General features: G+C 70.6%; 14 protein-coding genes. 5 read left to right on the top strand and 9 right to left on the bottom strand.

The window, feature by feature from the left end; genetic code table 11:
- Positions 1-43 precede the first annotated feature (43 nt).
- Both EHO50_RS04105 and EHO50_RS04100 read right to left on the bottom strand, forming a co-directional pair.
- The gene (locus EHO50_RS04105) at positions 44-382 is read right to left on the bottom strand and encodes a P-II family nitrogen regulator (protein WP_128428404.1); all 339 of its coding nucleotides are present in this window, start codon (positions 380-382) and stop codon (positions 44-46) included.
- Positions 379-1,710 (bottom strand): ammonium transporter, encoded by a 1,332-nt coding sequence (locus tag EHO50_RS04100; protein WP_181449546.1) that lies wholly within the window; start codon positions 1,708-1,710, stop codon positions 379-381. Before EHO50_RS04100 ends, EHO50_RS04105 begins: the two co-directional genes overlap by 4 nt.
- A 153-nt stretch (positions 1,711-1,863) precedes the next feature.
- On the opposite strand from EHO50_RS04100, the gene era reads away from it, so the two are divergent.
- The gene (era, locus tag EHO50_RS04095) at positions 1,864-2,826 is read left to right on the top strand and encodes a GTPase Era (RefSeq protein ID WP_181449545.1); all 963 of its coding nucleotides are present in this window, start codon (positions 1,864-1,866) and stop codon (positions 2,824-2,826) included.
- Positions 2,827-3,219: 393 nt separating this feature from the next.
- On the opposite strand, the gene EHO50_RS04085 is transcribed toward era, so the two are convergent.
- Positions 3,220-4,068 (bottom strand): helix-turn-helix transcriptional regulator, encoded by an 849-nt coding sequence (locus EHO50_RS04085; protein WP_128428402.1) that lies wholly within the window; start codon positions 4,066-4,068, stop codon positions 3,220-3,222.
- A 119-nt stretch (positions 4,069-4,187) separates the two neighbouring features.
- Between EHO50_RS04085 and EHO50_RS04080 the strand changes: the two genes are divergently transcribed.
- Positions 4,188-5,042: an NAD-dependent epimerase/dehydratase family protein gene (locus tag EHO50_RS04080; protein ID WP_128428401.1), complete on the top strand. Its 855-nt coding sequence runs from the start codon at positions 4,188-4,190 to the stop codon at positions 5,040-5,042.
- Between the two features lie 123 nt (positions 5,043-5,165).
- Positions 5,166-5,561: a peptidase inhibitor family I36 protein gene (locus tag EHO50_RS04075; RefSeq protein WP_164904744.1), complete on the top strand. Its 396-nt coding sequence runs from the start codon at positions 5,166-5,168 to the stop codon at positions 5,559-5,561.
- Between the two features lie 23 nt (positions 5,562-5,584).
- Here the strand turns inward: EHO50_RS04075 and EHO50_RS04070 are convergent, their stop codons facing one another.
- The 4 genes from EHO50_RS04070 to EHO50_RS04055 are packed head-to-tail and all read right to left on the bottom strand — an operon-like array spanning position 5,585 to position 9,580.
- The gene (locus EHO50_RS04070) at positions 5,585-6,823 is read right to left on the bottom strand and encodes an MFS transporter (RefSeq protein ID WP_128428399.1); all 1,239 of its coding nucleotides are present in this window, start codon (positions 6,821-6,823) and stop codon (positions 5,585-5,587) included.
- Complete coding sequence (locus EHO50_RS04065; RefSeq protein WP_128428398.1) at positions 6,820-8,163, bottom strand: GH1 family beta-glucosidase; 1,344 nt, start codon at positions 8,161-8,163, stop codon at positions 6,820-6,822. The genes EHO50_RS04070 and EHO50_RS04065 overlap by 4 nt, the downstream gene beginning before the upstream one ends.
- Before the next feature lie 58 nt (positions 8,164-8,221).
- Positions 8,222-8,488, bottom strand: a complete 267-nt coding sequence (locus EHO50_RS04060) for a protealysin inhibitor emfourin (RefSeq protein ID WP_128428397.1) — start codon at positions 8,486-8,488, stop codon at positions 8,222-8,224.
- Between the two features lie 21 nt (positions 8,489-8,509).
- The gene (locus tag EHO50_RS04055; RefSeq protein ID WP_128428396.1) at positions 8,510-9,580 is read right to left on the bottom strand and encodes a M4 family metallopeptidase; all 1,071 of its coding nucleotides are present in this window, start codon (positions 9,578-9,580) and stop codon (positions 8,510-8,512) included.
- Positions 9,581-9,899: 319 nt separating this feature from the next.
- Between EHO50_RS04055 and leuA the strand changes: the two genes are divergently transcribed.
- Both leuA and EHO50_RS04040 read left to right on the top strand, forming a co-directional pair.
- Positions 9,900-11,621, top strand: a complete 1,722-nt coding sequence (leuA, locus tag EHO50_RS04045) for a 2-isopropylmalate synthase (RefSeq protein WP_128428395.1) — start codon at positions 9,900-9,902, stop codon at positions 11,619-11,621.
- Between the two features lie 294 nt (positions 11,622-11,915).
- Positions 11,916-12,614, top strand: a complete 699-nt coding sequence (locus EHO50_RS04040) for a TerB family tellurite resistance protein (RefSeq protein WP_128428394.1) — start codon at positions 11,916-11,918, stop codon at positions 12,612-12,614.
- Here the strand turns inward: EHO50_RS04040 and EHO50_RS04035 are convergent.
- Together EHO50_RS04035 and yczE are read right to left on the bottom strand one after the other, a co-directional pair.
- Positions 12,506-13,027: a DUF6234 family protein gene (locus EHO50_RS04035; protein ID WP_128428393.1), complete on the bottom strand. Its 522-nt coding sequence runs from the start codon at positions 13,025-13,027 to the stop codon at positions 12,506-12,508. The genes EHO50_RS04040 and EHO50_RS04035 overlap by 109 nt on opposite strands.
- A gap of 80 nt (positions 13,028-13,107) precedes the next feature.
- A complete protein-coding gene (yczE, locus tag EHO50_RS04030) occupies positions 13,108-13,824 on the bottom strand; it encodes a membrane protein YczE (RefSeq protein WP_128428392.1) in 717 nt (238 codons plus the stop codon).
- Positions 13,825-13,842 lie beyond the last annotated feature (18 nt).

Here is a 13,842-nt window from a genome sequence, read left to right as displayed (position 1 = left end):
GACGCGCTGACGGAGCGCGGTCCCGGCGTCTGACGCCCGGCGCTTACAGCGCGTCGGGGCCGCGCTCGCCCGTCCGCACGCGTACGACCGTCTCGACCGGCAGCGCCCAGACCTTGCCGTCGCCGATCTTGCCGGTCTGGGCGGCCTTCACGATGGCGTCGATGACGTCGTCGGACGCCGCGTCGTCGACGACGACCTCGATGCGGACCTTGGGCACCAGGTCGACCTGGTACTCGGCGCCGCGGTACACCTCGGTGTGGCCGCGCTGACGGCCGTAGCCACTCGCCTCGGTGACGGTCAGACCGTGCACACCGATTTCCTGGAGGGCGGTCTTGACCTCGTCGAGCCGGTACGGCTTGACGATGGCGGTGATGAGCTTCATGCCTGCTTCTTGACCTTCTGCGCGGCGGGGAGGGAGGAGGAGAGGGACGAGCCGACCGGGGCGCCGTGCCCCAGGACCCCGTGATCGTAAGCGGTCTCGGCGTGCACCGTAAGGTCCAGGCCGGTGTGCTCCTGCTCCTCGCTCGCCCGCAAGCCCATGACCTTGTCGATGACCTTGCCGATGCCGTAGGTGACGAGGAAGGCGTACGCGGCCACGGCGACGACGGCCACCGCCTGCTTGCCGAGCTGCGTGAGTCCGCCGCCGTAGAGGAGCCCCTCGGCCCCGCCGGTCATCGTGGCCGTCGCGAAGACGCCGATCAGCAGGGTGCCGATGATGCCGCCGACGAGGTGGACACCGACGACGTCCAGGGAGTCGTCGTAGTTGAACTTGAACTTCCAGCCGACGGCGTAGGAGCAGACCACACCGGCGGCGAGGCCGACGACGAGCGCGCCGAGCAGGGAGACCGAGCCGCAGGAGGGTGTGATGGCGACGAGGCCCGCGACCGCGCCGGAGGCCGCGCCCAGCGTCGTCGGGTGACCGTCGCGCTTCTGCTCGACGAAGAGCCAGCCGAGCAGACCGGTGCAGCCGGCGGCGAGGGTGTTGAGGAAGGCGGCGGCAGCGAGGCCGTTGGCGCCGAGGGCCGAGCCTGCGTTGAACCCGAACCAGCCGAACCAGAGGAGACCGGCACCGAGCATCACCATCGGCAGGTTGTGCGGCCGCATGGCGTCCTTCTTGAACCCGAGGCGCGGGCCCAGGACCAGGGCGAGGGCGAGGCCGGAGGCGCCGGAGGTGATCTCGACGGGGAGGCCGCCGGCGAAGTCGAGAGCACCGAGGCGCTCGAGGATCCAGCCGCCCGGGCCCCAGGTCCAGTGGGCGACGGGAACGTATACGAGCAGCGCCCACACGGGCACGAACACCAACCACGCTCCGAACTTCGCGCGGTCCGCGATCGCGCCGCTGATCAGGGCCGCCGTGATGATCGCGAAGGTGAGCTGGAAGGTGGCGAACAGGAGGGTGGGGACGGTCCCCTGGACGCTGTCCGGTCCGAGGCCGGCCATACCCGCGTGGTCGAGCCCGCCGATGAGACCGGCGAACGCGTCGTCGCCGAAGGCGAGGGAGTAACCGCAGGCCAGCCAGACGATCGTGACGAGCGCGATCGACACGAAGCTCATCATCAGCATGTTGAGGACGCTCTTCGTGCGGACCATGCCGCCGTAGAAGAGGGCCAGGCCCGGGGTCATCAGCAGGACGAGGGCGGTGGCGGCGAGCAGCCAGGCGGTGTCGCCGGTGTCTGCCTGCGCGGCGGCGAGGGTCACGGTCGTCTCCATCGAGGTGGGGGCTCGTCAGAGATTCACCGGCATGCGTTTCCGGACGCGTACGGGTGTGTTTCGGCGAGGTTTCATTGCGCCGGGGTTTCCGAAATCTCACGGGACGGTGGGTGGGGTGCCCGTGGTGCGGCGGGTGCTTGTGGATCAGGGAGAATGGGCCTCATGAGCGTTCGAACCCAGTCATCCGAGCAGTCGCCCGAGGCCACCCACCGCGCCGGCTTCGCCTGCTTCGTGGGCCGCCCCAACGCGGGCAAGTCCACCCTCACGAACGCTCTGGTCGGGCAGAAGGTGGCGATCACCGCCAACCAGCCGCAGACGACGCGGCACACGGTGCGGGGCATCGTGCACCGCCCCGACGCGCAGCTGATCCTTGTCGACACCCCCGGGCTGCACAAGCCGCGCACGCTGCTCGGCCAGCGGCTCAACGACGTCGTACGGACGACCTGGGCCGAGGTCGACGTGATCGGCTTCTGCCTTCCGGCGAACGAGAAGCTGGGCCCCGGTGACCGCTTCATCGCGAAGGAACTGGCGTCCATCAAGAAGACGCCGAAGATCGCGATCGTCACGAAGACCGACCTCGTGGACAGCAAGACGCTCGCCGAGCAGCTCATCGCGATCGACCAGCTCGGCAAGGAGCTCGGGTTCGAGTGGGCGGAGATCGTGCCGGTGTCGGCGGTCGGCGACAAGCAGGTGGACCTGCTGGCCGACCTGCTCGTCCCGCTCCTGCCGGAGGGGCCCGCCCTCTACCCCGAGGGTGACCTCACCGACGAGCCGGAGCAGGTGATGATCGCGGAACTGATCCGCGAGGCCGCGCTGGAGGGTGTCCGCGACGAACTCCCCCACTCCATCGCCGTCGTCGTCGAGGAGATGCTCCCCCGCGAGGACCGCCCCGCGGACAAGCCCCTCCTCGACATCCACGCCTTCGTCTACATCGAGCGGCCCAGTCAGAAGGGCATCATCATCGGCCCGAAGGGCAAGCGCCTGAAGGAGGTCGGGATCAAGTCCCGGCGGCAGATCGAGGCGCTGCTCGGGACGCCGGTCTTCCTGGACCTGCATGTGAAGGTCGCGAAGGACTGGCAACGGGACCCGCGGCAGCTGCGCAAGCTGGGCTTCTGAGCCTTCGTCGCGGGCTTCTGCGGCCACGGGAGAGGCCCCCCGGGGGCGCAGCTCTGTGAGGGGCCGACCTACGCAGCGGTGGCCAACCGGCGCCAGAACGGTGCTCACCGAAAGAAAAAGCGGTGTGGCCCCTTTTTGACGAACTGAGACGGGTGAGAGGCCGGCGAGCAGGGGTTGGGCCGCTGCACATGGACATCAGCCGGTCACGGCTGGCCCTGGGCGATCGGGGCGGTGCCCTTTGAACGACTCGAATCAGTCTGGGACGTCGCCCCGGAGATGGCCCACGTCCCCCCGACCAGCCAAGTAGGGCCGAGCGGCGACAGACGGCGGAGCCGGTGTGGTCAGGGCTTGCCGGGACACCCGAGGACGCGGGCTGCCCCCGGAACTGAATCGTCAGGGCTTGCTGGGGGACATGTCCTGCAGGCCCACCACGCGCAGGAGTTGGAGGCGCTCGTAGGCCTCCGTGCCCGGGCGGGCCGTGTGGACGACCAGGAGGTGGTGGTGTTCGTGGCTGACCATGACCTCGCAGTCCAGTTCCAGGAGACCGACCAGCGGGTGCACGAAGCGTTTCGTCGCCCGGTTGCGCTGGGACACCTCGTGCTCGTCCCACAGGCTGGCGAACTCCTCGCTCGACGCCCGGAGTTCGGCGACCAGCGCGGCCGGTTCCGGGTCGTCGGGGCGGGCCGCGGCCACCGCGCGCAGGGTGGCCACGTGGGCGCGGGCGTGGCCCGCGAGGTCCTCCGGTGGGAAGAGCGTGCGCGCGGCCGGGTCCAGGAAGAAGAGACGGGTCAGGTTGCGCTCGCGCCGTGGGCGGGACATCACGTCGCCGACCAGTGCCTTGGCCATCGCGTTCTGGGCCAGCACCTCGCCGCAGTCGTTCACCACCTGCGCCGGGGTGTCGTGCAGCCGGTCCAGGATCAGCAGCAGCCCGGGGCGGACATGCGCCGAGGCCGTCTCGCGCCGCGGGGGTTCCTCGCCGGTCAGGTGGAAGAGGTGGTCCTGTTCGACGTCGGTCAGGCGCAGCGCGCGGGCCAGCGCCGTCAGCATCTGGCGGGACGGGCGCGGGCCCCGGGACTGTTCGAGGCGGGTGTAGTAGTCCACCGACATGCCCGCCAGCTGCGCCACCTCCTCGCGGCGCAGACCGGGCGTGCGACGCCGGGCGCCCGGCGTCAGGCCCACGTCCGACGGGGTCAGCCGGGCACGGCCACGGCGCAGGAAGTCGGCGAGTTCGGCTCGGTTCACCTCTCCAGCCTGCGGCAACCCGCCCCCCTTATCCAGGGACTGCCGATCCCCTGATCAACGGGTCTCTCCCGCTCTCCCCGGCCCCGTCCGAGGGTGGTCGGTGACGAGAGGAGCAGGACATGCTGACGTTGGTGACGGGTACGACAGGACAGGTCGGGCGGCGCTTCGTGCCAAGGCTGCTGGCGCAGGCCAGGGCGGGGGAGAAGGTCAGGGTGCTGGTCCGGGACGCGGCGCGGGGCGAGCCGTACGCCGAACGGGGCGCCGAGGTCGTAGTCGGCGACCTGCGGGACGCGGAGGCGCTCGGCAAGGCGGTCGCCGGGGCCGACGCGGTCGTGAACGTCGCGGCGGCCTTCCGCGGGGTGCCGGACGAGGAGGCGTGGGCGGTCAACCGGGACGCGGCCGTCGAGCTGGGCCGCGCCGCGCGGTCGGCCGGTGTGAGGAGGTTCGTGCAGGTCAGCACGGGACTGGTGTACGGCACCGGACGGGGCCGCCCGCTGACCGAGGACGACGAGATCCGGCCCGGCGGGTCGATGTGGGGCGCCTACCCCGAGTCGAAGGCGCGGGCCGAGCGGGAGCTGCTCGCGCTGGAGGGCCTGGACGTGCGCGTGGGCCGGCTCCCCTTCGTCTACGGCGAGGGCGATCCGCACCTCTCCCAGTCCCTGATGTGGGCCCGGAACTGGGCGGCCACCCAACGGCTCCAGATGGGCCATCACGCGGACGTCGCCCAGGCGCTGCTGCGCATCCTGCACGCGCCGGGCATCGCGGGCCGCGTCTACAACATCGCCGACGACGCCCCCGTCACGGCGGTCGAGTTGCACCAGCTGGGCGGCGTCGACGTCCCGGCCGAACTGTACGACCGCACGGACCCCGACCCGTGGCACGTGATCACCTCCACGGTCCGAATCCGCCGGGAACTGGGCTACCGCCCGCTGTACCCGTCGGTCTACGCGGCCCGGGAGGCCGGAGCGCTGTGACCGGCCTCCGGTTGCCTGACAGATGTCAGGGACCGGCGCCCCGAACCACGCGCGATGCTGGGTCACTCGGGGGCGGCCGAATTGACCACGGCTGCCCCGAGTGACCGAAAACGGAGGGGCGACATGATGAAGACACGGTTGCGCGCGAAGGCCGGCATGGGTGTGGCGGCAGTGCTGATGATGGGCGCCATGGGTGTGGCTGCGGCGCCGCCGGCGGCGGCCGCCCCGGCGGACTGCCCGAGGGAATACGTCTGCGTGTGGAACAACGACACGGCGTCGGGCAAGCCGACGTGGAAGTCGAAGGGGAATCTGTACGACCTGCGCTCGGAAAAGGGGGTGACCATCGTCAACAACGGTGTGCGCCAGCCGGGTGCCGACCACATCTGGTACAACCTCACCACCACGCCGGAGAACGGCGGCAACTTCAAGGGCTGCCTGCACTACCCGAACGACACCAACATGGTGACCTTCGAGGGCCCCGTCACCCTGCACAGCGCACGGTGGGGCCGCGAATGCTGAGCTGATCGCCGCCCGCCCCGCCCCTAGTCCACACCCCTGATCCGCCCCACCAGGACCGCCCCGGCCAGCCCCACCACCGCCGCCACCAGGTACAGCATCCGGTAGCCGCCCAGGTGGGTGACGATCGGCGCGGCGAGGGCGGGCGCCGCGACCTGGGGCAGGGCGTTGGCCACGTTGATGACGCCCAGGTCCTTGCCCCGGTCCCGGGCCGTGGGCAGGACGTCCGTCATCAGTGCGAAGTCGACCGACATGAACACCCCCAGGGCCACGCCCAGCAAGGCCGCCACGACGATCGCGCCCGCCCAGGTCTGCCAGATGGCCAGCAGGGCCGTGGCCGCGGCCATCATCACCCCGGACCACCTCACGAAGGGCTTGCGGCGGCCCACGCGGTCCGACCAGACCCCGCCCACCACGACCGTGGCCAGCAGCGCCACGCTGTCCACGGCGGTCAGGATCAGAACGCCCTGCTCGGGGTCCTCGTGGTGGAGGCGGTCCCGCAGGTAATACAGCAGATAGAGAAGCACCAGCGCGTTGCTGAGGTTGATCAGGAAGCGGGTCAGCCAGGCCCAGCCGAAGTCCGGGTAGCGGCGCGGGCTCAGCCAGAAGCCGCGCGCGAAGGCACCCCAGGACCACGCCGGACGGTCCGCGGCCCCGAGCCGCAGGTCGCGGTACCGCAGCACGTACGGCAGCACCCCCGCCGCCGTGAACACCGCGCACGCCACGTACCCCGCCGCGATCCCGCCGACCGCCGTCGCCAGCCCCGTGCCGACGACCGCCCCGAGGATCTGCGCCGCGCCCAACCAGCCGCCCACCACGCCCCGTTGGAGCCGCGGCACCCGGTCCGGCACGGCCGCCGTCACCGCCGCGAAGGCCGCGTTCAGGGTCAGCTGGACCAGGCACCAGCCGACCGCCATGGTCCACAGCCCGTCCGCCTCGGCGAGCAGTAGCAGCGACAGCGCGCCGCCCGCCGCGCCGGCGACGATCCACGGGGTACGGCGGCCCCAGCGGGCCGTGGTGCGGTCCGACAGGGCGCCGAAGAACGGGTTGGCCAGCAAGGACACGGCCGCGCCCACGCCCGTCACCCAGGCCAGCAGCATCTCCTTCGACATCCCCGTGCCGGGCGCGAAGTCCTCCGCCTGCTGGGCGAGGAGGATCTGCAGGGGGCCGTACCAGCCCACCCAGATCGCCACGTTGGCCAGCGACAGCGCCGCCGTCCAGCCCTTGCCGACCCGGTCGACCGGCTCCGCGAGGGCCGTGGTCACCTCTGGGCCCGGAGCAGTTCCCGGTACCAGGCGTACGACGCCTTGGGGGTCCTGGTGAGGGCTGCGGAATCCTCGAAGTCCACGTGCACCAGCCCGAACCGGCGGGCGTATCCCTCCGCCCACTCGAAGTTGTCCAGCAGCGACCAGACGAAATAGCCGCGTACGTCGACGCCCGCCTCGATCGCCTTGTGCAGGGCCCGCACATGACCGTCCAGGTAGGTGATCCGGTCCTGGTCGTCGGTCCCCTCGTACGAGCAGCCGTTCTCCGTGATGACGACAGGGGGGAGCCGGTCGCCGTAGCGCTCACGGAAACCGGTGAGCAGCTCCGTCAGGCCCTCCGGCACCACCGGCCAGCCGAAGTCCGTGACCGGGACATCCTCGATCTGTCTTACGGAGAAGGGGAGTTCAGCAGGGATCGTCAGGCCGCCGAACTCGATGTCCGTGCCCTGCGGTGCGCCCACCCGCGTCGGCGCGTAGTAGTTGATGCCGTACCAGTCGATCGGTTCGGCGATCACCTTGAGGTCGGCCGAGACGTCGCCCGGCATCAACTCGCCCAGCCCCGCCGGGTATTCGCCCAGCAGCAGCGGTTCGGCGAACAGCCGGTTGAGCAGGACGTCGTAGAAGTCCGCGGCCTCCACGTCCGCCGCCTCCCGCGACGCCGGCCACGTCGGCCCGTGCGAGTTGGCGATTCCGATGTCCGTGGCGCCGGCCGCGCGCAGGGCCCGTACCGCCAGGCCGTGGGCGAGCAGCTGGTGATGGGCGACCGGGAGGGCGTCGAACATGAGCTGCTTGCCGGGGGCGTGGGCGCCCAGGGCGTGCCCGAACAGGGTGTGTTCGGCGGGCTCGTTGAGGGTGATCCACTTGTGCACGCGGTCGCCGAGGCGGTCGGCGACGACGGACACGTACTCGGCGAAACGCGACGCCGTGTCCCGCTCCAGCCAGCCGCCCTTCTCCTGAAGGGCCACCGGGAGGTCCCAGTGGAAGAGGGTCGGGACCGGGCGCACGCCCGCCTCGCACAGCTCGTCCACCAGGCGGTCGTAGAAGTCCAGGCCGCCCTCCCGGCGCACCCGCGGCCAGGAGATCGAGAAGCGGTACGCGTCCACGCCCAGGTCGGCCAGCAGGGCCACGTCCTCGCCGTGGCGGTGGTAGTGGTCGCAGGCCACCGCGGCCGTGGAGCCGTCCTTCACCCGTCCCGGCTCGGCCGTGAAGGTGTCCCACACGGATGCCTCGCGCTCGTCGACCGCCCCCTCGATCTGGTGGGCGGAGGTCGAGACGCCCCACAGGAAGCCGGCCGGGAACTGGGGTATCGGGTTCGTCGCGCCGCGCGCATCAGTCGCCATGCGCCGGATCATCCGTACCGGCGGTAACGGAAGTCAACGGGCTGGCGGGAACAACCAGTTACGCCCCTTCCTTCAGCACCCGGCTGATCAGCTTGCGCTGCTCGTCCGTGAGCCGGGGGTCCGAGCAGTACACCGTGTTGCCGTCCACGGTGATCTGGTAGCTGAAGCCGTCCGGAACTCCGATGGGGGGCGTGCCCCGGCCGGACGCGACCGCGCGCTCGGCCAGGGCCTGCCACTCCTGGGCGTCGGGCCGCCCCGAGGTGTCCACCTCGGCAAGCCGCTCGATGCCCGCGAATCCGCCCGTGCGCCGTACCTGAATACGCATGGGTTCCTGTCTAGTACGGACTCAGAGGATCCGCACCCCGACCTGCTCCCACGCCTTCGACACGGCCTGGAGCTCCTCGCCGCCGTCGCCGAAGCGCTCGCGCGCGGCCTTGACGGTCAGCGCCGCGAAGTCGGCGAACAGGGCCCGGTCCGAGAGCTCGCCGCCGGTCAGGACGTCGTACCAGATCTGGCCCGCCTTCTCCCAGGCGTGGCCGCCGAGCGCGGTGGCGGCCAGGTAGAAGGCGTGGTTGGGGATGCCGGAGTTGATGTGGACGCCGCCGTTGTCGCGGCCGGTGCGGACGTAGTCGTCCATGGTCGCGGGCTGCGGGTCCTTGCCGAGGACGTCGTCGTCGTACGCGCTGCCCGGCTCCTTCATGGAGCGCAGGGCCTTGCCGGTGACGCTGGGCGCGAGCAGGCCCGCGCCGATCAGCCAGTCGGCCTCGGCGGCGGTCTGGCCGAGCGTGTACTGCTTGATGAGGGCGCCGAAGACGTCCGACATCGACTCGTTCAGCGCGCCGGGCTGGCCGTAGTAGGTGAGGTTGGCCGTGTACTGGGTGACGCCGTGGGTGAGCTCGTGGCCGATGACGTCGATGGGGATGGTGAAGTCGAGGAAGATCTCGCCGTCACCGTCGCCGAACACCATCTGCTCGCCGTTCCAGAAGGCGTTGTTGTAGTTCTCGTCGTAGTGGACGGTGGCGTCCAGGGGCAGGCCGTCGCCGTCGATGGAGTGGCGCTGGTAGGCCTTGAGGAAGAGCTCGAAGGTCGCGCCGAGGCCGGAGAAGGCGCGGTTGACCGTGGCGTCCTGGCCGGGGTCCTGGCCCTCGCCGCGGACCTTGGTGCCGGGCAGGGCGGTCTTGTGCTCGGCGTCGTAGATGGTGCGCAGCGGCTGGTCCGACGGTGCCTTCGCCGTCGGGGCGGCCGCGAGGGCGAACTCGGTCGTGACGCGGCGCCTGCCGCGCAGCTCGCTGTCGCGCATCAGGGTCCGCTGGGCGGGACCGGAGAGTGCGGGGTCGTCGTTCCGTGCCAGCTTGTCGAGGACATGTGGCGGTACGACGGTGCAGAAGACGGGCTCGAAGCCCCCGTTCGTCGTCATGCCCGGCACCCTTGCACTGGGTTATGCGGCTGTCACTACCCGCAACCATGATTGGTGAAATATGCGGACAGGGAGCTGCACGCTCCGTGACGAAGTGGTATGGCGCACTTTTTGTCCTATTCGCCCTCCGGGTCCCGCATACTGATACGACGCCCCGCACGGGGAGTGGCTCGGCTAGCATGCGGAGCATCATGCGTTTCGGGCTGCTTCTTCTTAGCTGCCGCGGCGAGGGCCTGTAGTCCAGGTCGACTCCCTCCCCGCGGAGCTTGGCGTTGCGTCGTCGGCCGTCCTTCCGGACATCCTGAGGAGCCCCCGCATCATGGCGAACCGCCAGCAGCCCAGCCGCATGCCGATCCACAAGTACGGCCAGTACGAGCAGGTCGACATCGCCGACCGCACCTGGCCGAACAACCGGATCACCGTCGCCCCCCGCTGGCTCTCCACCGACCTGCGCGACGGCAACCAGGCCCTGATCGACCCGATGTCGCCCGAGCGCAAGCGCCGGATGTTCGACCAGCTGGTCAAGATGGGCTACAAGGAGATCGAGGTCGGCTTCCCGGCCTCGGGGCAGACCGACTTCGACTTCGTACGCTCGATCATCGAGGAGCCGGGCGCGATCCCGGACGATGTGACGATCTCCGTACTGACCCAGGCCCGCGAGGACCTGATCGAGCGCACGGTGGAGTCCCTGAAGGGCGCCAAGCGGGCCACCGTCCATCTGTACAACGCCACGGCCCCCGTCTTCCGCCGGGTGGTCTTCCGCGGCTCCAAGGACGACATCAAGCAGATCGCCGTCGACGGCACCCGCCTGGTGATGGAGTACGCCGAGAAGCTGCTGGGCCCGGAGACGGAGTTCGGCTACCAGTACAGCCCCGAGATCTTCACCGACACCGAGCTGGACTTCGCGCTGGAGGTCTGCGAGGCGGTGATGGACGTCTACCAGCCGGGTCCGGGCCGCGAGATCATCCTCAACCTGCCCGCCACGGTGGAGCGTTCGACGCCGTCCACGCACGCGGACCGCTTCGAGTGGATGAGCCGCAACCTGTCGCGCCGTGAGTACGTCTGCGTCTCCGTCCACCCGCACAACGACCGCGGTACGGCCGTCGCCGCCGCCGAGCTGGCGCTGATGGCCGGCGCCGACCGCGTCGAGGGCTGCCTGTTCGGGCAGGGCGAGCGCACCGGCAACGTCGACCTGGTCACCCTGGGCATGAACCTGTTCTCGCAGGGCGTCGACCCGCAGATCGACTTCTCCGACATCGACGAGATCCGTCGTACGTGGGAGTACTGCAACCAGATGGAGGTCCACCCGCGCCACCCGTACGTGGGCGACCTGGTCTACACGTCCTTCTCCGGCTCCCACCAGGACGCCATCAAGAAGGGCTTCGACGCCATGGAGGCCGAGGCGGCCGCCAAGGGTGTGACGGTGGACGACATCGAGTGGGCGGTGCCGTACCTGCCGATCGACCCCAAGGACGTCGGACGGTCGTACGAGGCGGTCATTCGCGTCAACTCGCAGTCCGGCAAGGGCGGTATCGCGTACGTCCTGAAGAACGACCACAAGCTGGACCTGCCGCGCCGGATGCAGATCGAGTTCTCCAAGCTCATCCAGGCCAAGACGGACGCCGAGGGCGGCGAGGTCACCGGCGGTGACATCTGGGCGGTCTTCCAGGACGAGTACCTGCCGAACCCGGAGAACCCCTGGGGTCGGATCCAGGTCAAGAACAACCAGTCGACCACCGACACCGACGGCGTGGACACGCTGAAGGTGGAGGCCACGGTCGATGGTCAGGACACGGTCCTGACCGGCTCCGGCAACGGTCCGATCTCGGCCTTCTTCGACGCCCTGCAGTCCATCGGCATCGACGTACGGCTGCTGGACTACCAGGAGCACACGATGAGTGAGGGTGCGTCCGCGCAGGCCGCGTCGTACATCGAGTGTGCGATCGACGGCAAGGTGCTGTGGGGGATCGGCATCGACGCCAACACGACGCGGGCCTCGCTGAAGGCGGTCGTGTCCGCTGTCAACCGGGCTGCTCGCTGACGGTTCGCTCCGCGGGGTGGGCCATTCCTTCTCGCCGTAGGTCCACTGGAGAGTGGGTGAGTGCGGCGCCGTTGTGGCTGGTCGCGCAGTTCCCCGCGCCCCTTTAGGGCGTGGCGTGCCCCGGCGCTCAAAGGTCCCGCCTGCCATGTTCCGGTGGGCGGGGCCCGTCCATTTTCGGCCATTGGGCTGTGCAGGTCACGGGAAGGTCTCGTCCAGGGTGCTGACTCCGCGTCCGTGATGTGGCTAACATCACGCAAGCGCGGCGATGTTGCCGCGGCGTTACGGAGGTGCGACGTGCTGCCAGGACGGGGACAAGACGGCCGTGCCGCCAGGCTTGCGCGCATCCTGGGCACCCGCACCGCGTGGTCGGCCGTCGGTGACGGCGAGTTCTTCTGCCCAGGGTGTGGGGGCGACCGCAACTACCAGCGGCTGAGCGGGCATCGCCGCTTCACCTTCCTCGGCGTGCCCGTCCTGCCGCGTGGCGAGACCGGTCCCGTCGTGGAGTGCGCGGCCTGCCGTCGCCACTTCGGCACCGATGTCCTGGACCACCCGACCACCACCCGCTTCTCCGCGATGCTCCGCGACGCCGTACACACCGTCGCCCTCGCGGTACTGGCCGCGGGCGGCACCTGCGCCCGTCCGTCCCTGGAGGCCGCGGCGGCCACGGTGCGCGCGGCCGGGTTCGACGACTGCACGGAGGAACAGCTGGACGCCCTGGTCGAGGCGCTGGCGGCCGACACCGGGCGGGTCTTCTCCGAGCCCTGCGGTGCCGGGCTGGCCATAGAGCTGCACGAGGCGCTGGACCCGCTGGCCCCGCACCTCGCACCGGCCGGGCGGGAGTCGATCCTGCTCCAGGGGGCGCGTATCGCGCTGGCCGACGGTCCCTACACGCCCGCCGAGCGCGATGTCCTCGCGACGGTCGGCGCCGCCCTCACCATCTGCGGCGACGACGTGACCCGGCTGCTGGCAGCGGCGGCACGCACGCCGTCGTAGGCCCGGGTGCCGCGCTCTTGGTCGTACTGCGTGCCGCTCACGGCCAGGAACAGTACGGCGACGCCGGCGAGCACCTGAAGGCAGGCGCTGACGACGGCGCGGAGCAGGCACAGCAGTGCGGCGGTCAGCAGTATGACGCCGGCTGCGGTGCCCACGTAGAGCCAGTTGATCGTGAGAGTGACGTCGGAGTTGTCCGCGCCCGGATCGAACGGTTTCCAGTCGCCGCTGACGTCGATGCCGAGCAGGAAGGCCGCGAGGGCCCCGATGGCATCGAGGACGAGCAGTCCGACGGCCAGGGCGATGTCCCCGGCGACGGGCAGCCGCCGGCGGCCGGTGTGCGGGGGCGGCACGTTCTCACCGCGGAACTGCGGGAGGCCGGTGGGCGGTGCGGGGGAGGGGGCGGGGTCCGACATGGGTGCCAGCATTCCTGGAAGACAGGGCCGGGTCCTGAGTGCCTGTACTCAGGACCCGGCCTCGTGCGGACGCCGGCCCGTCACTTCATGGCCCCGCCCGCGGCCTGCCGGCGGTGGGCCGGTTCGGTCGCGCGGCGGTAGGTGAAGCGCGGCAGGAAGAACTGCGTGACCGGCCCGACCAGCAGTGCGTAGAGGACGGTGCCGATGCCCACGGTCCCGCCGAGGGTCCAGCCCACGGCGAGGACGGCGACCTCCAGCGTCGTGCGGACGAGCCGTATGGAGCGCCCCGTCACCGACGCGGCCCCGGTCATCAGCCCGTCCCGGGGACCCGGGCCGAAGCGCGCGCCGACATAGACGGCGACGGAGAATCCGTTGAGGAGGATGCCCGTCAGCAGCAGGCCGATCCGGGCCGGCAGCCCCAGGTCCTGGGGTATGAGCGAGAGGCCCAGGTCCGACGAGCAAGCGAGCACGGCGACGTTGGCGAAGGTGCCGAGCGTCGGCCGCTGCCGGAGCGGTAGCCACGCCAGCAGGACCACCACCCCCACGACAGCGCTGATGGTGCCGAAGCTCAACGACGAATGCCGCTGCAGTCCCTCGTACAGCACGCTCCATGGGTTGACGCCCAGCGCCCCCCGGACCAGCAACGACAGGCTGAAGCCGTACAGGGTCAGCCCGGCGAGCAGCTGAACCAGGCGCCGGAGCGGACGCTCGCCGAGGGGCACGTAGGTGAGGGGAGGCAGCGGACGACCGTCCGCGCGCGCGTCCCGCTGTGGCCGCCGCGCGGTGGCGTTTCCCATGGTTGCTCCTCTGGTGTC

The organism is Streptomyces cyaneus, from assembly GCF_004028635.1.
GTDB classification, from domain to species: domain Bacteria; phylum Actinomycetota; class Actinomycetes; order Streptomycetales; family Streptomycetaceae; genus Streptomyces; species Streptomyces cyaneus.
The sequence above is the reverse complement of the archived record's forward strand: the minus strand, read 5'-3'. Positions and strand labels throughout refer to the sequence as shown.